Source organism: Paenibacillus doosanensis (genome assembly GCF_025060755.1).
GTDB classification, from domain to species: Bacteria; Bacillota; Bacilli; order Paenibacillales; family NBRC-103111; genus Paenibacillus_S; species Paenibacillus_S doosanensis.
In genome coordinates this window covers 1-23,159 of record NZ_JANYUY010000084.1, presented here as the reverse complement: position 1 = coordinate 23,159, position 23,159 = coordinate 1, and the positions used below count along the sequence as shown (strand labels likewise).

General features: G+C 55.2%; 20 protein-coding genes. 17 read left to right on the top strand and 3 right to left on the bottom strand.

Features of this window, described 5'->3' with window-relative positions; all coding sequences use genetic code 11:
• The first annotated feature begins 600 nt into the window (after positions 1 to 600).
• The 5 genes from N0M98_RS32435 (at position 601) to N0M98_RS32415 (ending at position 7,450) form a co-directional block, all read left to right on the top strand.
• Positions 601 to 2,373 (top strand): glycoside hydrolase family 35 protein, encoded by a 1,773-nt coding sequence (locus tag N0M98_RS32435; protein WP_259620365.1) that lies wholly within the window; start codon positions 601 to 603, stop codon positions 2,371 to 2,373.
• Positions 2,374 to 2,576: 203 nt separating this feature from the next.
• A complete protein-coding gene (locus N0M98_RS32430; protein WP_259620363.1) occupies positions 2,577 to 3,827 on the top strand; it encodes a PucR family transcriptional regulator in 1,251 nt (416 codons plus the stop codon).
• 175 nt (positions 3,828 to 4,002) lie between these two features.
• Positions 4,003 to 5,115, top strand: a complete 1,113-nt coding sequence (gene ald / locus N0M98_RS32425; RefSeq protein WP_259620362.1) for an alanine dehydrogenase — start codon at positions 4,003 to 4,005, stop codon at positions 5,113 to 5,115.
• A gap of 27 nt (positions 5,116 to 5,142) precedes the next feature.
• Positions 5,143 to 6,327 (top strand): alanine racemase, encoded by a 1,185-nt coding sequence (gene alr / locus N0M98_RS32420; RefSeq protein ID WP_259620361.1) that lies wholly within the window; start codon positions 5,143 to 5,145, stop codon positions 6,325 to 6,327.
• 133 nt (positions 6,328 to 6,460) lie between these two features.
• A complete protein-coding gene (locus N0M98_RS32415) occupies positions 6,461 to 7,450 on the top strand; it encodes a serine hydrolase domain-containing protein (RefSeq protein ID WP_259620360.1) in 990 nt (329 codons plus the stop codon).
• On the opposite strand, the gene N0M98_RS32410 is transcribed toward N0M98_RS32415, so the two are convergent.
• On the bottom strand, positions 7,440 to 8,192 hold the full coding sequence (locus N0M98_RS32410) for an MBL fold metallo-hydrolase (RefSeq protein WP_259620359.1): 753 nt from the start codon (positions 8,190 to 8,192) through the stop codon (positions 7,440 to 7,442). The two genes, N0M98_RS32415 and N0M98_RS32410, sit on opposite strands and share 11 nt — an antisense overlap.
• 310 nt (positions 8,193 to 8,502) lie before the next feature.
• Between N0M98_RS32410 and N0M98_RS32405 the strand changes: the two genes are divergently transcribed.
• From N0M98_RS32405 to N0M98_RS32365, 9 genes are all read left to right on the top strand, one after another.
• Positions 8,503 to 9,273 (top strand): HAD-IIA family hydrolase, encoded by a 771-nt coding sequence (locus N0M98_RS32405; protein ID WP_249864311.1) that lies wholly within the window; start codon positions 8,503 to 8,505, stop codon positions 9,271 to 9,273.
• Positions 9,274 to 9,317: 44 nt separating this feature from the next.
• Positions 9,318 to 9,872 carry a glycerol-3-phosphate responsive antiterminator gene (locus tag N0M98_RS32400; RefSeq protein ID WP_249864310.1) on the top strand — a complete coding sequence of 185 codons (555 nt, stop codon included), beginning with the start codon at positions 9,318 to 9,320 and terminating at the stop codon, positions 9,870 to 9,872.
• A 227-nt stretch (positions 9,873 to 10,099) separates the two neighbouring features.
• On the top strand, positions 10,100 to 11,740 hold the full coding sequence (locus N0M98_RS32395) for a glycerol-3-phosphate dehydrogenase/oxidase (protein WP_259620364.1): 1,641 nt from the start codon (positions 10,100 to 10,102) through the stop codon (positions 11,738 to 11,740).
• A gap of 14 nt (positions 11,741 to 11,754) precedes the next feature.
• Entirely contained in the window at positions 11,755 to 12,531 is a 777-nt protein-coding gene (locus N0M98_RS32390; RefSeq protein ID WP_249864309.1) for an MgtC/SapB family protein, read from the top strand.
• Between the two features lie 349 nt (positions 12,532 to 12,880).
• The gene (locus N0M98_RS32385) at positions 12,881 to 14,191 is read left to right on the top strand and encodes an ABC transporter substrate-binding protein (RefSeq protein WP_249864308.1); all 1,311 of its coding nucleotides are present in this window, start codon (positions 12,881 to 12,883) and stop codon (positions 14,189 to 14,191) included.
• A 20-nt stretch (positions 14,192 to 14,211) separates the two neighbouring features.
• On the top strand, positions 14,212 to 15,162 hold the full coding sequence (locus tag N0M98_RS32380) for a carbohydrate ABC transporter permease (RefSeq protein ID WP_375295584.1): 951 nt from the start codon (positions 14,212 to 14,214) through the stop codon (positions 15,160 to 15,162).
• Positions 15,163 to 15,173: 11 nt separating this feature from the next.
• On the top strand, positions 15,174 to 16,004 hold the full coding sequence (locus tag N0M98_RS32375) for a carbohydrate ABC transporter permease (RefSeq protein WP_249864307.1): 831 nt from the start codon (positions 15,174 to 15,176) through the stop codon (positions 16,002 to 16,004).
• Between the two features lie 48 nt (positions 16,005 to 16,052).
• Complete coding sequence (locus N0M98_RS32370; protein ID WP_259620358.1) at positions 16,053 to 17,180, top strand: hypothetical protein; 1,128 nt, start codon at positions 16,053 to 16,055, stop codon at positions 17,178 to 17,180.
• A 15-nt stretch (positions 17,181 to 17,195) separates the two neighbouring features.
• Positions 17,196 to 17,915, top strand: coding sequence for a glycerophosphodiester phosphodiesterase (locus N0M98_RS32365; RefSeq protein ID WP_259620357.1), 720 nt, complete (start codon positions 17,196 to 17,198; stop codon positions 17,913 to 17,915).
• Between the two features lie 147 nt (positions 17,916 to 18,062).
• Here N0M98_RS32365 and N0M98_RS32360 read toward each other — a convergent pair whose 3' ends face one another.
• Positions 18,063 to 18,335, bottom strand: coding sequence for a barstar family protein (locus N0M98_RS32360; RefSeq protein WP_249864304.1), 273 nt, complete (start codon positions 18,333 to 18,335; stop codon positions 18,063 to 18,065).
• A gap of 23 nt (positions 18,336 to 18,358) precedes the next feature.
• On the bottom strand, positions 18,359 to 18,769 hold the full coding sequence (locus N0M98_RS32355) for a ribonuclease (protein ID WP_375295583.1): 411 nt from the start codon (positions 18,767 to 18,769) through the stop codon (positions 18,359 to 18,361).
• Between the two features lie 256 nt (positions 18,770 to 19,025).
• Here N0M98_RS32355 and N0M98_RS32350 point away from each other — a divergent pair, with 256 nt between their 5' ends.
• The 3 genes from N0M98_RS32350 (at position 19,026) to N0M98_RS32340 (ending at position 22,715) form a co-directional block, all read left to right on the top strand.
• Positions 19,026 to 20,129, top strand: a complete 1,104-nt coding sequence (locus N0M98_RS32350) for a GntR family transcriptional regulator (protein ID WP_249864302.1) — start codon at positions 19,026 to 19,028, stop codon at positions 20,127 to 20,129.
• A gap of 125 nt (positions 20,130 to 20,254) precedes the next feature.
• Positions 20,255 to 20,944 (top strand): L-ribulose-5-phosphate 4-epimerase, encoded by a 690-nt coding sequence (araD, locus tag N0M98_RS32345; RefSeq protein ID WP_259620356.1) that lies wholly within the window; start codon positions 20,255 to 20,257, stop codon positions 20,942 to 20,944.
• A 100-nt stretch (positions 20,945 to 21,044) separates the two neighbouring features.
• A complete protein-coding gene (locus tag N0M98_RS32340) occupies positions 21,045 to 22,715 on the top strand; it encodes a ribulokinase (RefSeq protein ID WP_259620355.1) in 1,671 nt (556 codons plus the stop codon).
• The last annotated feature ends 444 nt before the right edge of the window (positions 22,716 to 23,159 follow it).

The window sequence follows — 23,159 nt, the reverse complement described above, 5'->3', positions numbered from 1 at the left end:
AAAGCGACTGTGCCGATTCAAAGCCAGAAGGCCACGGGCTGGTGCACTTTCCTGCACCGTCCTCGCCAAGATAACAGGCTGTCCCCAGTATCTTTGCTCCACTACATGCTCAGGGTTCCGTTTTTTTGGTAACTTTGACGGCTTCATTTTGTAATAACAGGGACTTTTTCACCACACTTTTAAAAGCGCGGTGAAAAAAGAGCGGAGGGGCCATTTGAATCTGGAAAAGCGTAAGCATTCGCCTTTGAAAACGGATTCTCTCCGCAGAAAAACGAAAAAACAATCCAAAGAATCCGATTTCAACAGCGATTGGAGGATCAAATGGACGCCGCAGCGGACTTTTTCACCGGATGTTCCAATAAGGTACAGTATAGCATGTTTTGCTGCACAAATGGTTATGCAGTCGCCACGTTTGGTCATTGTTCTTCCCGCCGGCTCTTTTTAATATAGAGCTAGTATGAATACAGAGCAGAAATCCGGGCGGAAGAACGGCGGCTCTAAAAGTTCGGTGAAACAAGAGCGGAGCGGCCATGGCCCGGATTTCGGAAAAGAGGTATGCCCTTGAGCGCAAAGTTTGAAGTAAACGGAAACCGCTTTGTTATGAACGGAGAACCGGTTCGGATTATCTCCGGAGCTATTCATTATTTTCGCGTCGTGCCGGAATATTGGAGAGACCGCTTATTGAAACTGCAGGCATGCGGCTTCAATACGGTGGAAACGTATGTGGCCTGGAATGTTCACGAGCCGGAGGAAGGGCGATTCTGCTTCGACGGCATCGCGGACGTCGCGGAATTTATCCGGCTGGCTGGCGAGCTTGGATTGCATGTCATCGTCCGGCCCAGCCCGTATATTTGCGCGGAATGGGAGTTCGGAGGCTTGCCGGCCTGGCTGCTCGGTTATACGGACATGCGGCTGCGCTGCTCCGACCCGCTCTATTTAAGCAAGGTCGACGCATATTATGACGCGCTTATTCCTCAGCTGAAGCCGCTGCTCTGCACGAACGGCGGACCGATTATCGCCATGCAGATCGAGAATGAATACGGAAGCTACGGCAACGATCACGGCTACTTGGATTACCTGCGCCGGGGATTGATCGATCGCAGCGTCGACGTATTGCTGTTTACCTCCGACGGCCCGACGGATCAGATGCTGCAGGGCGGTACGCTTGACGGCGTGCTCGCCACCGTCAATTTCGGCTCGAAGGCGGCGGAATCGTTCGCGAAGTTCAGGCAGTACCGCCCGGACGAGCCGCTGATGTGCATGGAATATTGGAACGGCTGGTTCGATCATTGGATGGAGGGGCATCATACCCGCGATGCGGCGGATGTGGCGGCCGTGCTGGACGAGATGCTGGAGGCGGACGCCTCGGTCAATTTCTATATGTTCCACGGCGGCACGAACTTCGGTTTTTACAACGGAGCTAATCATATTAAGACGTACGAGCCGACCGTCACGAGCTATGATTACGACTCTCCGCTTACGGAGTGGGGCGAGCCTGCGCCCAAATATTGGGCGGTGCGTGAGGTGCTCAGGAAGCACGGCATCGCCGCCCGCGATATCCCGCTGCCGGAGTCGATTCCGCGCCGAAGCTACGGTCAGGTCGCCATGACGAGCTGCGCCGGGCTATTCGGTCAGCTGGAGAAGCTGTCCGCGAAGATCGCCCGTACGAATCCGGAGCCGATGGAGAAGCTCGGACAAAATTACGGGTATATCGTATACACGACGCAAGTTTCGGGTCCCCGGCGCGGGCAAGAGCTGCATCTGCAGGAGGTTCACGACCGGGCGCAGGTCTTTGTGGACGGGGTTCCCGTCGGCGTCGTCGAGCGATGGAACCCGCAGCCGCTCATAGTGGATATTCCGTCTGAAGGAGCGAGCTTGACGATTCTGGTCGAGAACATGGGCCGCATCAACTACGGCCCGCTGCTGAAAGATTATAAAGGGATTACCGAAGGAGTCCGACTCGATAATCAGTTTTTGTTCGGCTGGGATATTTATCCGCTTCCGCTGAACGGGTCTTGGGCATCGGCGCTGGAATGGTCGGACATTCCCCAGGAGACGGGAGAATTGAGCGGCCCCGCTTTCTACCGCGGGACGGTAGAGGCGGAGGAGCCGGCCGATACGTTCATCCGTCTGGACGGATGGCGTAAAGGCATCGTCTTCGTGAACGGATTTCATCTGGGCCGTTATTGGGAGCGCGGTCCGCAAAAGACGCTGTATGTCCCTGGCCCGCTGCTTAAGAAGGGCGCCAATGAAATTATCGTCTTTGAGCTGCATGGCGCCGAAGCTTCGTCAGTGGCCCTGGTGGACACGCCCGATTTAGGGAAGGCGAAGGGAGTCGACACGGCCGTCATCAGTTTTGCGGACGAGGAGTAAGAGGAGTAAGGAGGAGCGGAAACGGGATGCCCTAGGAGGCTTGATCTGCCGCCTGCGAGAGGAAACGGACAGGACTTGAGCGGCAGCATCGCTTAAGTCCTGTTTGTCCTATTTGTCCATTTCGCATATTGCTTCCGAAACGTCCGTTGTCTTACAATGGGAGCAGACCAGAAATTAACGTGAGACCGGGGAGCAAGCCGTATATGTCGATACAGAAAGACCCGTTTGACCGCCGTTTTGACAGCTTCGTCACCCTTGCGGATATGATATGTGACGTGCTGCAATGTCCGGTGACGATTGAGAATGCCAATCATCAGCTGATCGCCTACAGCTCCCACAGCCCCCATACCGACCCTGCGCGGATAGCGACGATTATCGGAAGACGCGTCCCTGAGCAGGTCATCGGGGCGCTGTGGAGAAACGGCGTCATTCAGCGGCTGATGGAAAGCGAGGAGCCAGTGCGCATTGCGGCCGTACGCGATGTCGGTCTTGGCGACCGGATTGCGATAGCGATTCGCAAAGCGAGCGAAATCCTCGGCTATATTTGGGTGATGGAGGAAAACCGCCGGCTCGATCAAGCCGATTATTCGCTATTGAAGAAGGCGTCCGAGGCGTCCAAGCATTTGATGCTGCAGCTGCAAATTCAGAAGCGCAAGGAAGAGGAAGGGCAGCAAAATTTGTTTTGGCAGCTGCTGACAGGCCATTTGAAATCCGCCGGGGCGATCAGGGAGCGGGCGGAGCAGCTGCACATTGCACTGCCTGCAAGCTACCGGGTGAGCGTATTCGAATTCGCGAGGGAAATTACCGGAGAGCTGCTCCAGCGTATTCAATATATGATAACTACGACGCAGCGGGTGAAAATTTTGTTCCATGTGCCCGACGGCATGCAGCTTGTGCTGCTCACGGCCGCGGATGGCGGCAACAAAGCGCATGAAAGGGAGAACGCCGCCGCAGGCTTAGGCGATTTTATCGGCGATTTTATCGCTCAAATGACGGAGCGGTTCGGCACAGGGCCGAAGGACGGCGCGAGCAGCAGCGAGTACGGCGATTATACGATGGTCGAGCAGGGCTGGCAGGAAGCCGTTGCCGTGCTCGAGCTGAAGAAGCGGTTTCCGGAAGCGCTGGCGCATACGCGTCAATACGGAGAGCTGGGATTTTACCGGTTTTTGCCGGCGATGGCGGAGCTGGATCGGACGCGGCGTCATGAAAGCCGTTTTTTGCCTCGACTAAAGGCGTACGATGGGGAGCATCACAGCTGCCTGGTAGAAACGTTATCCGCGTTTTTGCAGCATGACGGCAGCTTGAAGGAGACGGCCGATGCGCTGCATATTCACATCAACACGCTCAATTACCGGCTCAAACGAATTTCAGACATCGGCGGAATCGATCTGAAAAACACCGATCATAAAGTGACCGCGTATTTGGAGCTGAAGCTCGACCGGCTGGCCCGTTAAAAAGCCATTTGTTGGTTTTCCACAAAAAGCCGGCCGATTTTTCTCAAATTTCCACGAAGCCAAAGCGTTCCATTCATCCTATAATCCTAACTGTACGAGCGGAACACACCTTCGCAACCTGCTATTAGTCATGCGTAAAGCGAGTAGGGTTCCCGACTGGAGGAGGAATACTGGAATGAAAATCGGCTTGCCTAAAGAGATGAAAAACAATGAGAACCGTGTCGCTCTCACGCCTTCCGGCGTAGCGGAACTGGTCCGCAGAGGACATGTCGTTTATGTAGAAAAGAACGCCGGTATTGGAAGCGGTCTCAGCAGCGAGCAGTATGAAGCGGCGGGGGCGCGTATTTGCGACCGGGCCGAGGAGGTTTGGGCCGCTTCGGAGATGATTATGAAGGTGAAGGAGCCGATTGCGGCGGAGTACGGCTATTTTCGGCAGGGTTTGACGCTGTTCACTTACCTGCACTTGGCGGCAGAGCCTGCGCTGGCTGCCGCATTGGCGGACAAAGGCGTCACGGCGATCGCTTACGAGACGGTTGAGAAAGGCGGCGCGCTGCCTCTGCTCGTCCCGATGAGCGAGATCGCGGGGCGTATGTCGGCGCAAATCGGCGCGCAGTTTCTGGAGAAGCCCCACGGCGGCAAGGGGCTTGTCCTCGGCGGCGTTCCCGGGGTGAAGCGGGGGAAGGTCGCCGTGATCGGTGGCGGCGTGGCCGGGGTTCATGCGGCCAAAATTGCCGCAGGGCTCGGCGCCGAGGTGACGATCATCGATGTCAATCCGGAGCGGCTGCGGTATTTGGACGATTTGTTCGGCAGGGAAGTTCAAACCTTGATGTCGAATACAGAGCATATTGCGCAGGAGGTAGAGCAATCCGACCTCGTTATCGGGGCCGTATTGATTCCCGGAGCGAAAGCGCCGAAGCTGGTTACCGAGGCGATGGTGCGTTCGATGTCGCCGGGCTCCGTGATCGTCGATATCGCCATCGACCAGGGAGGCATCGTGGAAACGGCCGACCGCATCACCACGCATGACGATCCCGTATACGTGAAGCATGACGTCGTCCACTATGCGGTGGCGAACATGCCCGGAGCGGTGCCGAGAACATCCACATTTGCGCTTACGAACGCGACGCTGCCTTACGCGCTGCAAATCGCCGATTACGGCGTCAAGCAGGCGGTGGGCGGCAATGCGGCGCTGGCCAAAGGCGTCAATACGGCCGGCGGGTGTATTACGCATCCGGCCGTAGCCAAGGATTTGCAGTATGAGTACGTTCCTGTAGAGAAGGCAATCTAGCGGGCGGCAAGACGGGGAGGAACAGGAATGTACAGCTATCGGGATACCCGGGCGGAAATATCGCTCGACGCGATTTACCATAATGCGGCTGCGTTCAAAGCCTGCGCGTCGCCGTCCTGCCGGCTGATGGCCGTCGTCAAAGCCGACGGCTACGGCCACGGAGCGGCAGCGGCCGCCGCTGCGGCGATGGAAGCGGGGGCGGACTATCTGGGCGTCGCCTTCCTCGACGAGGCGCTGCAGCTGAGGGAGGCCGGGATCGGGCTGCCGATCCTCGTGCTGGGCTATACGCCGCCTCGTTCGACGGAAGCCGCCGTGCGAAGCGGCGTGGCTTTGACCGTGTTCACCGGCAAGGCGCTGGATTGCATTGCCGCTTGCGCGCAGCGGCTGCAGCGGGAAGCTGCGGTCCATCTGAAAATCGATACGGGGATGTCCCGTCTCGGCGTGACGGAAGCGGACGAAGCGCTCGCTTTGGCGCGAAAGGCGGCGAGCATTCCGGGCTTGAGGCTGGAGGGCGTATTTACCCATTTCGCCGATGCCGACGCGCCTGATCCGTCGTATACGGAGCGGCAGTTCGCCGCCTTCACCGGCATCGTGGAGCGCTTGCGGCGGGAAGGGCTGTCCGTGCCGATAGCCCACTGCTGCAACAGCGCTGCGGCGCTGCGCTTTCCCCAGATGCATCTGGATATGATCCGGATCGGGATCAGCCTGTACGGCCTGCTTCCCGCTCCGGATGCGAACGCCGCCGGGCTGGAGCTGAAGCAGGCGTTCCGGCTCAAGACGGCGGTCGCCTCGCTGAAGCCGGTTGCCGCCGGGCAGCCGGTCGGCTACGGCTGCACGTACCGGCCGGATCGCGACATCCGGGTCGCGGCCATTCCGATCGGCTATGCGGACGGTTTGCCGCGCTCGCTCTCCAATCGCGGCTGCGTCCTCATCCGGGGAGGGCAGGCCCCCATCATCGGCCGGATTTGCATGGATCAGACGATGGTGGACGTCACCGGCCTGCCGGATGTCCGCGTAGGCGATGAAGTAACCGTGTACGGCGGCGATCCGAGGGACGGCGCGGGCGCCTCCATCGATGAGGTTGCCGCGCTCGCCGGCACGATTAACTACGAAATCGTATGCGCCGTAGCGAAGCGCGTGCCGAGGGTGTACCGCAGGCACCGGCGGGAGGCCGGCTTTTGCAATGCCGTCCTGCGCACCGGTTCCCGCTAAACCATGCGGCACCGGCAAAGCTTCGGAGGTAGATCGGCGCCTGCGCAAAGTAACGGGAATTCGACGTACCGCATCGCCATACATATGGATAGACGTTTTTCTCAGACCAAACCATCGGGGGAAGTGATTCAGGATGTCGATTGAACAGCGGCTGGACGAGCTTTTTGCGGATTATGTTCAGGAGCAGCAATACAGCGGTACCGTACTCGTGGCGCAGCACGGACAGGTTATCCTAAGCGGGGCTTACGGATGGGCAAACCGCGAGCATGCCGTACCGAACCGCCCGGATACGAAGTTTCGCATCGCCTCCATCTCCAAATCGTTTACGGCGATGGGCATCTTATGGCTGGCCGAGCGGGGAAAGCTGGATTTGGGCGATTCCGTCCGGCGCTATTTCACATGCCCGTGGCTGCCGGTGAAGGCGACGCTGCATCATCTGATGACGCATACGTCGGGCATTCCCGACTTCGAGAAGCTGCCGGCTTTTGCGAACGGAGAGGAGCGCAGCCTTCTTCGAACGGAAGACATGCTGGCGCTGATCAAGGATGTACCGCTCCTGTTCGAGCCGGGGAAGGGCTGGTCTTACGGCAACACTGGATACAATCTGCTCGCCTCGTTGATCGAGCGAATTTCGGAGCAGAGCTACGGGGAATTTTTGCGGAGCGTGATTTTGGAACCGCTCGGGATGACCTCGACCGGCAGCGCTTATTCGCAAAGCATCGTATCCGGGTTGGCTGACGGGTATACGAAGGATGAAGCCGGAGTTTTGACGAAAGCGCGGTACTATGAAATCCATAATTTCCAAGGCTCGGGCAGCTTGTACTCCACTGCGGAAGATCTGCTTTTATGGGACCGGGCGCTCTATGCCAATCCGATCGTTTCCGGAGACGCTCTCGCCCGGATGTTCCGACGTCATGCCGAGGCCAGCCCGCGCCGGCATTACGGCTACGGCTGGTCCGTATACGATCGTTTCCGCGGGCATGGCGGCTGGCTGCCGGGCTGCTGGAGCAAATTCAGGCAATACCCCGAGCAGGGCCTTGCCCTCATTATGCTGTCCAATCACGATTTTACGGCGGAGAACGAAATTCTCGATCGCACGGGTGAAATAGCGCTTACAAGCTGATCGTCATCAGATCGCTGGCGAGCGTAACCTTGCGGCGCAGCTGTTCGGGACACGAATCCAGCACGGCCTCGTAAGGCTCGTCATCGCTCAAATGGACGATGACGATGCGGTCGATGCGTTCGACCGGATAGTACCGGAGCACGGCGTCCAGGCTGGAGTGCGCTTGGGAGGAGGAATCCGCCGCCGTCGTCGCTTCATGGATGAGCGTATGTACCGGCGATTGCTCGCGAATCCATTCGTTTGGCCGGGTATCGGCCGAGTAGATCGTTACCTTTCCGTCGTGAACCAGCTTGAGTCCGACGGTCGGTCCGGCATGCAGGCTCGGGAAGGCGGTCATCGTCAGGCCGTTTCTGTCGAACAGCTGCGTTACGGCGCCGTCATCGAACAGAGCGATGCGAATGTCGAAACGAATAGGCCAGCTTGCCGTCTGATAGCTGTGCAGCAGGCTGCGGAGCTGAGCTTCGTTGCTCTTCGAGCAGCGGATGGTCAAGGCGTCTTCCCGTCCGGCGATCCACATTCCCCATAGAAGCGACGGCAAGCCGTAAATGTGGTCGATATGGAAATGGGTGAACACAACCTCGCTGATGCGGTTTAACGGAATCCGCAGTTTTTTCAGCTTGCCGAGCGGATTGCCGCCGACATCGATCAGAATACAGTCCTCTTCGTGTTGAACGAGCAAATACGTATTGTCCCTGTCCGCGCTGCCCGCTGCGCTGGCGGTTCCCATGCAAATAATATTCATCTTCGGCCTCCTGTTGGTTCATGGATTGACGATATGAGAAATTAGCTCCCATGTCATGGAACATACAATAAATCCAAATGCGGTTTTTGGCAAGAGGAGAACGGGATGAAAATAATTTGTTAAGTTTTCGTTGACAAACGGGGAGTTCCCCTCTATAATTCAAATCAATTCAATGCATTGAAATACGGTAGGTTCGAGTAGATGGAGAAACCCTTATCCGTAATCATGCCTTCCCTTGCGGGGAACAGGTGTGTTTACTGTGGATAGGGGTTTTTTGTATTATTTTTAAATAAAAGCGAGGAAGAAGAGCATGAGGGGATACGTATTTGATCTGGACGGCACCATTTATCTGGGAGATAGAATGATCGAAGGCGCAGCCGAAGCCATTCGAATTTTGCGGGAACGCGGGGACCGGGTCGTCTTTTTATCCAATAAACCGATCGCTACCCGGCAGTCGTATGCGGAGAAGCTGACCAAGATGGGGATACCGACGAGTGTGGAGGATGTGCTTAATTCTTCGCTGATCGTAGCGCGCTATTTGCAAAAAAGAATGGCTCCCGGCGAGCGGGTGTACGTCATCGGGGAGCAGCCGATTCACGACGAGCTGCAAAGCCACGGCATCGCCTTGACCGGCGACAGCGTCAATCCCGATTACGTCGTTCTGTCCTGGGACCGGCAATTTACTTACGACAAGCTGAACATCGTGTACCAGGCCGCTGTAAGCGGCTCCAAAATTATCGCCTCCAACCCGGATGCCACCTGTCCGCTGGATCACGGTCAAATCCCGGATACGGGAACGTTCATCGCAGCTTTGGAAGCGGCTACGGGCAGATCGATCGACCTCGTCGTCGGCAAGCCTTCGCTGATCGCAGCCGAAGCGGCGGTCGAGCACTTGGGCCTCCAGTATGCCGATTGCTTCATGATCGGAGACCGGCTCGAGACGGACATCAGAATGGGCAACGACGCCGGGATGCAATCCGTGCTCGTATTGACCGGCGTGGCCACCGCCGAAATGGCCGCCTCATCGGAATACAAGCCGGCGCATGTTATTCCGAGCATCAAAGAAATCGTCCGGCTGTAGACATTTCGTGGTATAATGGTGTCACCTTTGAAAGGAGGAGACGTATGTATCCGATTGTCGATCTGGTCGAGCATCAGACCATTGCAGCAGTTCAAAGAGAAGAAGATTTGGAGCTTGCGTTGAAAAGCGAAGCGAACATCATTTTCTTACTGACCGGCTCCATTTTTAATATGAAAGAACTGGTTGACCGCATTAAGGAAGCAGGGAAGCATGTGTTTCCTCACATGGAGTTCATCGACGGGATCGCGCCCGACAAGAGCGGCGTCGCGTACATGGCCCAGAACATCAAGCCGACGGGCATCATATCCACGAAGAGCAATCTGATTCGGGTTGCCAAGGATCATAAGCTGATGGCGATTCAGCGTATTTTTCTGATCGACCGCAGCGCCGTGACCAGAGGGATCAAGGCCGTGGAGCAGAGCCAGCCGGATGCGATCGAAGTCATGCCCGGCATCATGCCGAGAATCGTCCGCGAGATGACGAATATGACACCGCTTCCGATCATCGCCGGAGGACTCGTCGGCAACCAGGAAGAGATCGACGAAGCGCTGAGAGCCGGCGCTCTGGCCGTATCGGCCGGCAAGTCGGATTTATGGTGAGCGCCCGCTTGCAAGGGCAGCGAGAGAGTTAGACAATTGCATATGGTTTGATGTGCATCGGATTCAAAGCGGGATGAGACTATGGAGAAACCTCTTTGGAAAAGTGCGGCCGGCTTATGCCAGGTTGTTCTTTTTCGCGGAGGTTTTTTTATTTGTAACGGAGGCGAATCAATTTGAATGGGAAGACCGAGTTTTCGGCAAAAAACCGGCGGGGCATTTTGCAGTCGATGGCGGAGGAGCCGCTGGAGCTGCTGGTCATCGGCGGCGGAATTACGGGCGCGGGCATCGCACTGGATGCGGCTACCCGGGGAATCCGGGTCGGAGTGCTGGAGAAGAACGATTTCGCATCGGGAACGAGCAGCCGTTCGACCAAGCTGATCCACGGCGGGCTGCGTTACCTGAAGCAGGGCGAGATCAAGCTGGTGCAGGAGGTCGGGCGGGAGAGGGCCATATTGTATAAAAACGCGCCGCACCTCGTCATTCCCGCGCCGATGCTGCTTCCGGTGTATAAGGGAGGCACTTACGGTTACTTCGCTTCCTCCATCGGACTGTACATTTACGACTGGCTGGCTGGAGTCGCCCGCAAAGAGCGGAGAAAAATGCTCGGGCGCAAGGAGACGATCGAGCGGGAACCGCTGCTGAAGAAGGAAGGGCTGAAGGGCGGCGGTCTCTATTACGAATACCGCACCGACGACGCGCGTTTGACGCTGGATATTATGAAGACGGCGGTGCAGCGGGGAGCGCGAATCGTCAATTATGCGGAAGCGGTGAAGTTCATCTACGAGAACGGCAAGGCTGTCGGCGTGGAGGTGCACGACCGGATCGGCGGGCTGCGTCAGATGATTCGGGCCAAGCATATCGTCAATGCGGCGGGGCCGTGGGTGGATCAGGTGCGCAGCCTCGACGGCTCCTTGAAGGGCAAACGGCTGTTTTTGACCAAAGGCGTGCATCTTGTCGTCGATTATCATCGTCTTCCGGTGCGGCAGGCGGCTTACTTCGATACGCCGGACGGGCGGATGGTGTTCGTCATTCCGCGTGGCAACATTACTTACGTCGGAACGACGGATACCGCTTATTCGGAATCGATCGACCAGCCCAGAACGACGCTGGAGGACCGGGATTATTTGATCCGTGCCGTCAATGCGATGTTTCCTGCGATCAAGCTGACGCCGGGGGATATCAAATCGCATTGGGCCGGCTTAAGACCGCTGATTTACGAGGAAGGCAAAGGGCCGTCGGAGCTTTCGCGCAAAGACGAAATTTTCGTCTCGGACAGCAAGCTGATTACGATCGCCGGCGGCAAGCTCACAGGCTTCCGCAAAATGGCGGAGAAGGTCGTCGACCTGGTTGCGGGAGAGCTGAAGCGGGAAACCGGGCGCTCGTATCCGGCATGCACGACGGATCAAATTACGATTACCGGGGGCGAGAAGCGCGACGGCGTCACCTTCGCGGAGTGGAAGCGGGAGATGCTTCAGTCGGGAATTTCCCAAGGCATTGACGGGCAGACGATGCAGGAGTGGGTCGATACGTACGGATCGAATGCGCTGCGGATTCTGAACTACTTGCCCGAGTCGCGGAAGCAGAATCTCCCGGCCCAGCTGCAGTGGCTTCATGCGCAGCTTACGTACTCCGTTCAGGAGGAGATGACGGTAACCGCCGCCGACTTTCTGCGGCTTCGCTCCGGCTGGTCGTACTTTCATCTGGCCAAGGCGGAGAAATACCGCAACATCGTGGAGAAGCTGATGAACGATATGCTTCAGCTCGACCCGATGCAGAAAGATATGCAGCTGGATATGCTGAATCAGCTGTTCCGCAATATTCACGAGCTTCCTTCCACCCAGAAGAAGCTGCAGACGGTCTCGTCTTAAGGAGGGGCGGGCATATGTATACGGTATTAAATCCGATTTGGCATATAACGCATTTGGAGCTGACCTTGCGCATTTTGGCTGCGGCCGTCATGGGCGGGCTGATCGGCTTCGAGCGGGAATGGAGCAACCATGCGGCAGGCTTGCGCACGCACATTCTCGTCTGCATCGGCGCGGCGTCGATTATGCTGCTGTCGATTTACGGCTTCAGCCAGTTCATAGCGGAGCCCAACGTCAGGACGGACCCGGCCCGGTTGTCGGCTCAGGTGATCAGCGGGATCGGTTTCCTCGGCGCCGGCGCGATTCTCAGGACCGGCTCGACCGTTTCCGGACTTACGACCGCCGCTTCGATCTGGGTCGTGGCGGCCATAGGCTTGTGCGTAGGGGCGGGATTCTTTTATTGCGCGGCTCTGGCCACGGTCATGGTGCTCCTCAGCCTGTTCGTCTTGAACAAGTGGGAGAAGCATCTGATGCGCAACCGGAGGCAGCAGGAAGTGATCATCAAGGTATTCGACAGGCCCGGCGTCATGGGCAAAATATCGTCTTTATTCGGCGAACAAGGCGTTCAGATCGTCAACGTCAAAATGAAATCCGAGGAATCTCCGCAAGGCTCCGGCTGGACGGATATGATCATGGAGCTCAAATTCAGCGTCAAAACGACCCATGCCGAGAAGCTGACGAAGGCGATTGAAAATATTTCCGCTGCCGGGGGAGGCGATGTCATCTCGCTCGAATCCAGCCACTGGAAAATGCCGGGAAGCTTCGAAACGCGTTCGCGCTCGCAGGTTAGTTAATGCCATAAATAAACATTCAAGTTGTATGTGGTTTGGATTAATGGTATGATTAATAATTTATTAACATGACAAAGCATTGACAAGTTACAGACCATATGTCATACTTTTGAGGTAAGTAAGCGGTTCACAAAACTTCATATACTTTCACTTGGATGCGGAGATCATGAGATAATCCAAGGGACACCGGTTTGACTGCGCCATTTGTGCACACGCAGTAAGTGTCTCTTGTTGTTCTCTATGATCTTTTTTTGCTGTCTTTTTTAGCAAATGTCCGCAAATGCATCGCTTGTGAAGTCTTGGTGTAAGTCGATGAAAACGCATTCTTTAAAAAACGAGAGGGGTAACAAGCATGAAAAACAAGAAATGGGTAAGCTTGGCGGTATCAGCTGCATTATTCGGCTCCATCGTTGGATGTTCCAACGGAGGCGCAGACTCGGGAAAGATCGAAGATGCCAAAGCAGCGGCGGAGGACAACTCCCCCATCACGATTCAATATTGGCATTCCCACTCGGATGAGCAGATGGCCGGCGTCAATTACATGATTCAGGAATTTAACAAAAAATATCCTAACATTACGGTAGAGCCTGTCTTCCAGGGCGCTTATACCGATTTGCATAAAAAGCTGCAGGCTGCGGTGGCGGCCAAGGACGTACCGGCGGTCACGAACGTGGAAGTGTCGGCGCTGCCGAACTTCGCCGACGGAGGCGTATTCGCAGACCTGACCCCGTACATCAAACGCGATAACGTCGATCTGAACGACTTCTCCAAAGGGATGCTCCAAGCGTATTCCTATAACGACAAGCAATACGGATTCCCGCTGATCGTCAGCACGAGCGTAATGGTGTACAACAAAACGATGCTGGATCAATTGGGCGTGAAGCCTCCGCAAACATGGAGCGAAATCGAAGATTTTAACAAAAAGGTGACCGTGAAGGAGAGCGGCAAAACGACCAGATACGCATTCTCCGTTCCCGGCTGGGATACGTGGTACTACGATCCGTGGATTACGAACGGCGGCGGCACGATCTTGACCAAAGACGAAAAGTCGGGCTTCGATCAACCGGACAGCATGAGATGGATTCAAAACTTCCAGAAATGGATTAAAGACGGCTCGATGCAAATGGGCTACGGCAAAGGCGCATCCGACGTTATGAGACAAATGTTCCTGGAAGGCAAAGTCGCGATGGTTCAGCACTCTTCCGCAATCATCAAGACCTATGTGCAAAACGCGAAATTCGAAGTAGGCGTATCGTTTATTCCAGGCGACAAGGAAAGAAAATCGCATATCGGCGGAGCGGGGATCGTCATTATGGACGGCGCGCCGGCCAAGCAAAAAGAAGCCGCATGGAAATTCGTCAAGTTTATGGTCGGAGCGGAAAACAACATCAAGTGGGCCGATTACACGGGCTACCTGCCGACTCATAAATCGGTCGTCAATACGGAAGAAGGCAAGAAATACTTTGAAAAATGGCCGCAATACAAAGCCGTATTCGAAAACTTCGACAACGTAGCACCGCGCGTGCAGCATCCTGCCTATCCGGAATTCAGCAACGTGTATAAAGAAATTGTCGGCAAGATGGTTTTGAACAACGAGGACCCAGTTCCATTGTTGAAAGATTCCGTTAAAGAAATCAACGAGATTATAGCAGATTATAAGTAAGCCCCGAGAGGAGCGGTACCATGAAGTCTTCCGGCAGTACCCAATTGAATTCCAAGACCGAGGCCATCGACAAGAGCAAGCCTAGACGGTCCGCCTTCCGCATGATGGAGGCGCTGAAAGATTTCTCGTTCGCCTTGCCTGCTCTGGCGTTCCTGATTGTGTTTATCTATTACCCGCTGGTCAACTCGTTCTACCTTAGCTTCACGAACTGGAATATGACAAAACCGGTAAAGAAATTTATCGGGATGGAAAACTATACGAAGCTGCTGACGGACGATACGTTCTACAATGTGCTTAAAATTACGTTTACTTACACGATTCTGGACGTTGTGCTGACGCTCGGCATCGGACTGCTGCTCGCGCTGCTGTTCAACGTTCAATCGAAATTTTTCAACTTCCTGCGGATGCTGATTTTTATGCCGCACTACATTTCAATGGTAATCGTATCGATGGTGTTTTTGTGGATATTCAACTCGCAGTACGGTTTGATGAATGAGCTGATCAAGCTGTTCGGCCTGGAGCCCGTACAATGGCTGCAAAATCCGCGCACGGCGCTCTGGGTGCTTATTATCGTATCGGTATGGAAGGGAGTAGGCTTCGCGATGATCATCTTCATCGCCGGCCTGCGCAGCGTTCCGGTCGAGTATTACGAAGCTTCCAGCATCGACGGAGCGAGCAAGTTCGTGCAATTCAGGCATATTACGCTGCCGATGCTATCGCCGATTACCTTGTTCCTGGTCGTTACGAATTTCATTTCCTCCATGCAGGTGTTCCAATCCGTCGACGTTATGACGAACGGGGGACCGCTGGAGTCGACCAAGGCAATGGTGTACTGGATTTACACGATGGCGTTCTCCGAGTTCAAAACAGGCAGAGCTTCGGCGCTAGTCATTATTTTCTTCCTCATCATCGTGCTGCTGACTATGGTACAGATGTATGTGTCCAAGAAGAAAGTTCATTATGAAGGGTAGGTTATAGATCTATGACTAAATCTCTATGGGTAACCTCCCGGTATACAGTTGCCATTCTGATTACAGTGCTCATTTTCTTTCCGGTTTACTGGATGTTGATTACCGCGCTCAAAACTCCGTTCGAGCTGAGGCTGGCCGTGCCGACCTTCTGGCCGGAGAAGCTGATGTGGGGAAACTTTATTGACGCTTTTAACGCGATTCCGTTTTGGAGATTCGCATCCAATACGCTGATCCAGACCGTAGGCATCATCTTTTTGCAGATCAACATCGGCTTGATGGCCGCTTACGCTTTTGCCAAAGGGAATTTTCCAGGAAGAGAGAAGCTGTTTATTCTCGTTCTTGCGGCGTTGATCGTGCCGGATCAAGTTACGTTCGTGCCCGTCTATGTCATGATGTCGAAGCTGGGATGGATCAATACGTTCTATGCGCTCATCATCCCGCATGCGGCATCGGCCTACGGCATCTTCCTGCTGCGCCAGACGTTCCGCTCGATTAACAACGACGTGATCGAGGCGGCCAAGGTGGACGGCGCGAGCCGCATCCAGGTGCTCTACCGGATTTTGCTGCCGATGGCGTTTCCGACGGTCATTACGCTGCTGGTCATCAGCTTCATTCACAGCTGGAACTCGTACTTCTGGCCGCTGGTCATGACCAACTCGAATCAGATGCGGGTGCTTACCGTAGGTATCGCGATGATGCGGGATTCGATTGCGGGGAACGAAGCGCTCAACTTCCATCTGTTGATGGCGGCCAGCGTCGTCGTTATTCTGCCGATCGTTGTCGTCTTCGTCTTTGCGCAAAAGCATATTGTGGCGGCGATGGCCAATTCGACCTTCAAATAACGGGATTTACACCAGCTGAATGCGCATTTTTCAAAAGGAGACTGTCCAGTGAAGCAAAAAGCGGTTATGATCATAGTATCCGGTTTGTTGTGTATGAGTGCGGTCGGCTGCCAGCAAGCTCAGCAGGCGACCGCGGGGAAACCGCAGGCCCAGGCGGCCGGCGCCGAAGCCAAGAAGCCGGAGAGTCAGGCGGGAGCGGCGAACGGCAAGATTACGCAGGAAGAAGCCGGCATCAAGATCCGCGTCGATATTCCCGAGATTAAGCCTTTTCTGCAGGAAGCCAAGCAAGGACCGGTCGTTCCGGCTCTGATGCAAAAGGCGGTTCCGCAAGGAATCGGCTTCATCGACGAGAAAAACTGGATTTTGGTAAGCCATTATCGCGAGAACGGACTTCCCAGCCTTCTTACCGTGATCGATGCCGCAACGGGTTCGATGATAAAGGTGCTGGAGCTGTATAAGGATGCGGATAAGCCTTACACCGGTCATGCCGGAGGGGTAACGGTCAGCCGAAGCCATGTATGGATTTCATCGGATAACGATATATACCGGCTTAAGCTGGAGGATATCGTTCAGGCGGGCAGCGAGGGCAAGCTGACCTTCGGCGGCTCGATCCATACGGAGACGAGGGCTTCCTTTACGACCTACGGCGACGGAGTGTTATGGGCCGGCGAATTTGCCGGCAAGGATTATCCTACGGAGAAGTCGCATTATATGACAAACCGCGACGATAAGGAATATAAAGCCTGGGCCGTAGGATATAAGCTCGACGAGCAGACCGACGATCTTCCCGCAGGCAAGTCGAAAGACGACGGCAAGCCGGTCACGCCGGATTACATCTTGTCTTTGCCGGATAGCGTGCAGGGGATGGCGGTCTTGAAAAATAAAATTCTGCTCAGCCAATCGTCGGGCCGCAATGCGGCCAGCTCGCTTATCCAGCATGCCAACGTGCTGTCGGAGAAGCCTCATACGCAGGCGGCGATCGGCTCCGAATCTGTGCCGGTATGGTTTCTGGACAGCAAGAACAAGCAGGAAACGAAGCCGGTTCCGCCGATGTCCGAAGGGATCGTCTATTCTCAAGGCACGCTCTATATGTTGTTCGAATCCGGAGCAAGCATGTACAAGCAATCGTCCAGCTATGCGCTGGACCGCATTCAAATGTTGAAAATGAACGAATAAGCAGGAGGGTGAACCATGAGCATCGTCGGATTGGCCCATCGCGGGTATCCTAAGAAATATCCCGAAAATACGCTGGTATCCTTTCAAGCTGCGCTGGATTTGTCGTTCAGCCATTTGGAACTGGATGTGAACTTGACCAAGGACGGCGTCCCGGTTGTCATTCACGATCCTACAGTCAACAGAACGACAAACGGAAAAGGACGCGTGGTCGATTATACGTGGGAGGAGCTTCAGCGGCTTCGCACTGGCGGAGAGCAATCAATTCCGCTGCTGAAGGACGTGCTCGCACTGGCTAAGGGCAGAGCCAAGGTGGACATTGAGCTGAAGCAAAGCGGCGATCTGTATCCGGGTCTGGAAGAGAAGGTGCTGGAAACCGTGCGCGAATGCGGCGTTCAGGATCAGGTCTTCGTGACCTCCTTCGATCACTATTCCATCCAGCGCATGCGCCAGCTGTCCAAGGATATTGAGCTGGGGCTGGTCATTTACGGAGCGACGCCTTCGGTATTCCCGTTCGCCCGGGAGCTCGATGCCCGGTATATTTCGGTCAAATACATTTATTTGACCGACGACTACGTGCGGCTGTGCGAGGAGCAGGGGATTCAGGTGATCGCCTGGACGATCGACGATGAGGCGGACATGCGCGAGCTGAGGCGCAAATACCCTCAGGTTTGGATATGCACTAACGAATTGGAAAAATGGAAGGCGTGCGTGCTGGAAACGGCGTCTTCCAACTAACGGTCTGAAGCGGCACGAAGCCGGTTCGCGAAGACCGGCAGCGTATGCGCCGACTGCGACTGCGCAGCGCTTAAAAACGGCACTTCCCGTCAGCATCGGAGCTGAACCGGGAGGTGCCGTTTTTTTCATCAAGAGAAGGTCGAGCCGTTATTCAAGCTGCAGGCGGAAGCCCGCGATTTCTTGTTCCGCCTGTTCCAAGAGCTGGAGCAATAGCCGGCTGTAGTCGCCGAGCTTTTTTTCGCTTTCCTCAAAATGCAGCCAGCGGACCGTTAATGGCATTTGGACCCAGCCGGTCATGCAATCCCATAACGCATCCAGGTTATTGCCGTAATAATCGGGCAATGCCAGCGATTGTTTCAACACGGCATGAAGCTGCTCGCGGGTTTCGATTTTTGTGCCGTCCAATATAATGCTGCGCATAGTTCCAGAACCCCCCTCGCCGTTTATTTGATCGGTGTGAACGTTTCGTAATGATCTTCCGTCTTATAGATTAAACCGTCGTTGGAAAACAAGACTCGATCTTTGCCTCGCTGTCCCGATTTGTAATTGATGTCGGCTTCGTACCAGACTCTCCCTTTTTTGCTCGGCAGCTTGCCTTCCCGGTTTTGAAAGACATCTCCTCCGATGCTTTTGCCCGGCGCGACTTTGTTCAGATTGCCTTTTTGCGGGTCCCAGCCGAGTTTTTTGGCGCCTTCCTTTGTAATGAAATTATCCGGCAATTTGTGATGCTCTTGTATGTAGCTTGCGACCGCTTCAAAGCTGGTGAGCGCTTGCGGGACGGCCGGGGCTGTCGGGGCTGCCGGCGATTGGCCTGCGGACAAACCGCAGCCGGCCAGAACCAGTAAACTTAACATGAACAAAAATAGACATCGTAGTGCTTTCAATGACTTCATCCTCGCTTCTATATCTAAATATTCTCCAGATGATCTTGCCAAAATCCTCCGATACCTATTTACGAGCATACCGCAAATAAGTTGCGAAAAGAAGATGCGCACGTATGGGATGGAAAATTGTGGAAGGGTGCATATGTACATACAACTTTGAATAATGTTATAATGTACGTAAAATTCGAACGAGCAGCCTTGACAGCGGTTCTTACTGAGGTGACCTATGACAGACAGCAGCAAGCAGCAGCCCAAATATATGATACTGAAGCAGGAGATATTGTCCTGGCTTCAATCCGGCAAGCTTAAGCCGAACGACCGGATGCCGACGGAGAATGAAATCGCCGAGCAGTTCGGAATGAGCCGGCAAACGGTCCGGCAGACGTTCGGCGTTCTGGAGCAGGACGGGTGGATCTATCGCGTGCAGGGGAAAGGTACCTTCGTATCGAGTCCGCAAGCCGCGAAGAAAAATCCGGATGTCCAGACGATCGGTATCATTACGACGTACATATCCGATTACATATTCCCGCATATTGTCCGGGGAGCCGAGGCCGCTCTCCGCAGCAAAGGGTATAGGATGCTGCTTTCCAGTACGGATAACGACAAGCGGAAGGAGCAGGAGAGCCTGCAAATGATGATGAGCGAGCCATTGAGCGGGCTGATCATCGAGCCGACCAAGAGCGCGGAGGGCAATCCCAATTTGAATTATTATTTATCGCTAAATTACCAGGGAATTCCTTATATTATGATTAACGAAAGCTATCCTGAAATTAGTTGTCCGTACATTAAGATGAACGATGAAGCGGGCGGTTATCAAGCGGCCGAGCATTTGATCAGGCTGGGCCACCTTAGGCTGGCCGGATTTTTCAAGATGGACGATCTGCAGGGCGTCAACCGGCTGAAGGGTTTTATCAGGGCGCATCAGGAGTATAAGGTTCCGCTGCTGCCGGAGTCGGTAATCCACTATACGACGGAGACCAAACGCAGCAAACCGCTGGAAGCCGCGCTGGCCATGCTGGCGGCGGGCAGCGAGCGGCCGACGGCGCTGGTTTGCTACAACGACGAGCTTGCCGTCATGCTGCTGGACGCCGTAAGACAAGCGGGGCTTAGCGTGCCGCAGGATTTATCCATCATCGGCTTCGATGATTCGGCCTTGGCCGTCGCTACCGAGGTGAAGCTGACGACGCTGGCCCATCCGAAGGAGAAGATGGGGGCCGCTGCCGCGCAGCTGCTGACGGAGATGATCGAGCGGAGAACGAACACGGCGGAGCCTGTCGTATTCGAGCCCGAACTGATCGTCAGAGATTCGACGGGACCGGTTCCGGTCTGACAGGTTCGGAGAGCCATTTGAAAAAACAATAGGAATCATCCGAAAAAAAATGTGGTAAAATTGTACGTACAATTATATAATAAATGTATCGATCTCATTCATTTATTGAAAGGTGATGATACAAGTTGTTAGTACAACTCAAGCAGGCCGTATGGGAAGCGAATCTTAATTTGCCGAAGTACGGCCTTGTTACGTTTACATGGGGAAATGTAAGCGGTATCGATCGCGAGCTCGGCCTCGTCGTCATTAAGCCGAGCGGCGTTCCTTACGAACGGCTCCGGGTAGAGGATTTGGTCGTAGTCGATCTGGACGGAAACATTGTGGAAGGGAAGCTGAAGCCTTCATCCGATACGGCGACCCACCTCGTTTTGTATAAGGCGTTTCCGGACATCGGCGGGATCGTGCACACGCATTCGCCGTGGGCAACCTCCTGGGCGCAGGCGGGGATCGGCATTCCGGCGTTGGGGACGACTCATGCGGATTATTTTTACGGGGAGGTTCCTTGCACGAGACCGATGACGGAGGCCGAAATCAAGGGAGCTTACGAGCTGGAGACGGGCAATGTAATCGTGGAAACGTTCAAGGACCGCGATCCGAATCAAATGCCGGGCGTGCTGGTGCACTGCCATGCTCCGTTCAATTGGGGCAAGGACCCTCACGAGGCCGTTCATAACGCCGTCGTGCTGGAGGAAGTGGCTAAGATCGCCCATCGGACGTGCTCGCTGCAGGCGGGAGTTCCGGCCATGAATCAGACGCTGCTCGACCGCCATTTTTTGCGCAAGCACGGCGTGAATGCGTATTACGGACAAAAGTAAGCTGGATGCAGAACTAAATCCCGGACTTCCGGGCTGGAACGATGAATGCGATTACATATGAGGGGATGGGTCCCCTACACAAGGAGGTTCGAATGAGGCAATGAGCAAAAAGTATGCGATTGGCGTAGATTACGGAACCGAATCGGGCCGTGCGGTGCTCGTCGATTTGTCCGACGGCGCGGAGGTTGCCGATCATGTGACGCCGTACCCGCATAACGTGATCGACGAGCGGCTTCCGTACTCGGATATTGAGCTGAAGCACGATTGGGCCCTGCAGCATCCGGGCGATTATATCGAAGTGCTGCGGCGTTCCGTTCCGGCCGTCATGAAGGCTTCGGGAGTGGACCCGCGCGACGTGATCGGACTCGGCATCGATTTTACGGCATGCACGATGCTGCCCGTCGACGCCGAAGGCAGGCCGCTGTGCCTGAACCCGGAGCTGCGCGACGATCCGCACAGCTGGGTGAAGCTGTGGAAGCATCATGCGGCGCAGGAGGAAGCAAGCCGGATCAATGAGATCGCCAAAGAGCGGGGAGAAGCATTCCTGCCGCGGTACGGCGGGAAAATTTCTTCCGAGTGGATGATCGCCAAAGTATGGCAAATATTGAATGAGGCCCCGCATATTTACGATAAGACCGATCAATTTATGGAGGCGGCGGACTGGGTCGTTTCGCAAATGACCGGAACTTACCTGCGCAACAGCTGTACGGCCGGGTATAAAGCGATCTGGCATAAGCAGGACGGATATCCGAGCGACGTTTTTTTTAAGGCACTGGACCCAAGGCTGGAGAACTTGACCCGCACCAAGCTGCGGGGAGAAGTCGTGCCGCTCGGGACGAAGGCGGGAGAGCTGACCCCGGAGATGGCAAGCCTGATGGGGATTAGGCCGGGCATCGCGATCGCGGTAGGCAATGTGGACGCGCATGCGGCCGTTCCGGGCGTCGGCGTCGTTACGCCGGGCAAGCTGGTCATGGCTATGGGCACCTCCATCTGCCATATGCTGCTTGGAACCGAGGAGCGCGAGGTCGAAGGCATGTGCGGCGTCGTCGAAGACGGCATCATCCCCGGTTACTTGGGCTATGAGGCGGGACAGTCGGCGGTCGGAGATATTTTTGCATGGTATGTCGAGCAGGGGGTACCGGCCTATGTGAAAGAGGCGGCCGAGGCGGAAGGCGTCAACGTGCACGAATGGCTGGAGCGCAGGGCGTCTGCCTACAAGCCCGGGGAAACCGGCCTGCTGGCGCTCGATTGGTGGAACGGCAACCGGTCGGTGCTGGTCGATACCGACTTGACCGGCCTGCTCGTAGGCTGCACGCTGCTGACCAAGCCGGAAGAGATTTACCGCGCGCTGCTGGAAGCAACCGCTTTTGGAACGCGCAAAATCGTAGACGCCTTTCATCATAGCGGCGTAGAAGTCAACGAGTTGTACGCTTGCGGCGGGCTTCCTCAAAAAAATAAGCTGCTGATGCAAATTTATGCCGACGTGACCAACCGCGAGATCAAGATTGCGGACTCCAAGCAGACTCCGGCGCTGGGGGCGGCGATGTTCGGCGCCGTTGCCGCGGGCTCTGCCCAAGGCGGATATGACACGATCGTTGAAGCGGCGAGCCGCATGGCGCGCGTCAGGGAAGAGACATACAAGCCGATTCCGGCAAATGTCGCCGTGTACGAGAAGCTGTATGAGGAATACAACCGGCTGCACGATTATTTCGGACGGGGCGGCAACGACGTGATGAAGCGGCTGAAAGCGATTAAAGAAGCGTCGCGGTAGCGAACCTTTATATCATACTTTTAAAAGCGTGGGGAACAAGCGGCCGGAGAGACGATAGAGTTGGAGAAGCGTAAGCGGTCGCTTTTGTAGACAGACGGATTTTCCCCGCTTCAGGGTTCAAAATGAAAAAAATCCGGCTACAACAGCGAGGGAAAGCCTCTATCGACCGCAGGCTACGACGAAATCACCATATTAAATGAAAACGGTGAAAAAGCAGGCGGAGCAAGCGAGGGCACTCCGGAGAAACGCAGCGGTCGCCTTGGCCCCCCCGATTTCAACAGTTATCATGAACGAGACAGACTCCCCGTCAGTGCAATGTCTTAGGTTAATTTTGGGAATAATGGTGTAGTAGAAGCTAAACCAAAACCAAAATCAGAGCTAAATTGCAAAGGAGAGTCTGTACTATGAAGGATACCATAAAATACGTAGGCTTAGACGTATCGA

Excerpts from the sequence above, each read along its gene's own strand:
- N0M98_RS32350 (WP_249864302.1), top strand. The coding sequence starts at position 19,026 with ATGACAGACAGCAGCAAGCAGCAGCCCAAATATATGATACTGAAGCAG.
- N0M98_RS32385 (WP_249864308.1), top strand. The coding sequence starts at position 12,881 with ATGAAAAACAAGAAATGGGTAAGCTTGGCGGTATCAGCTGCATTATTC.
- N0M98_RS32355 (WP_375295583.1), bottom strand. The coding sequence starts at position 18,769 with ATGTTAAGTTTACTGGTTCTGGCCGGCTGCGGTTTGTCCGCAGGCCAA.
- N0M98_RS32340 (WP_259620355.1), top strand. The coding sequence starts at position 21,045 with ATGAGCAAAAAGTATGCGATTGGCGTAGATTACGGAACCGAATCGGGC.
- N0M98_RS32415 (WP_259620360.1), top strand. The coding sequence starts at position 6,461 with ATGTCGATTGAACAGCGGCTGGACGAGCTTTTTGCGGATTATGTTCAG.
- N0M98_RS32435 (WP_259620365.1), top strand. The coding sequence starts at position 601 with ATGAACGGAGAACCGGTTCGGATTATCTCCGGAGCTATTCATTATTTT.
- N0M98_RS32380 (WP_375295584.1), top strand. The coding sequence starts at position 14,212 with ATGAAGTCTTCCGGCAGTACCCAATTGAATTCCAAGACCGAGGCCATC.
- N0M98_RS32365 (WP_259620357.1), top strand. The coding sequence starts at position 17,196 with ATGAGCATCGTCGGATTGGCCCATCGCGGGTATCCTAAGAAATATCCC.
- N0M98_RS32390 (WP_249864309.1), top strand. The coding sequence starts at position 11,755 with ATGTATACGGTATTAAATCCGATTTGGCATATAACGCATTTGGAGCTG.
- N0M98_RS32360 (WP_249864304.1), bottom strand. The coding sequence starts at position 18,335 with ATGCGCAGCATTATATTGGACGGCACAAAAATCGAAACCCGCGAGCAG.
- N0M98_RS32410 (WP_259620359.1), bottom strand. The coding sequence starts at position 8,192 with ATGAATATTATTTGCATGGGAACCGCCAGCGCAGCGGGCAGCGCGGAC.
- N0M98_RS32375 (WP_249864307.1), top strand. The coding sequence starts at position 15,174 with ATGACTAAATCTCTATGGGTAACCTCCCGGTATACAGTTGCCATTCTG.
- N0M98_RS32430 (WP_259620363.1), top strand. The coding sequence starts at position 2,577 with ATGTCGATACAGAAAGACCCGTTTGACCGCCGTTTTGACAGCTTCGTC.
- N0M98_RS32395 (WP_259620364.1), top strand. The coding sequence starts at position 10,100 with ATGGCGGAGGAGCCGCTGGAGCTGCTGGTCATCGGCGGCGGAATTACG.
- N0M98_RS32400 (WP_249864310.1), top strand. The coding sequence starts at position 9,318 with ATGTATCCGATTGTCGATCTGGTCGAGCATCAGACCATTGCAGCAGTT.
- N0M98_RS32405 (WP_249864311.1), top strand. The coding sequence starts at position 8,503 with ATGAGGGGATACGTATTTGATCTGGACGGCACCATTTATCTGGGAGAT.
- ald (WP_259620362.1), top strand. The coding sequence starts at position 4,003 with ATGAAAATCGGCTTGCCTAAAGAGATGAAAAACAATGAGAACCGTGTC.
- alr (WP_259620361.1), top strand. The coding sequence starts at position 5,143 with ATGTACAGCTATCGGGATACCCGGGCGGAAATATCGCTCGACGCGATT.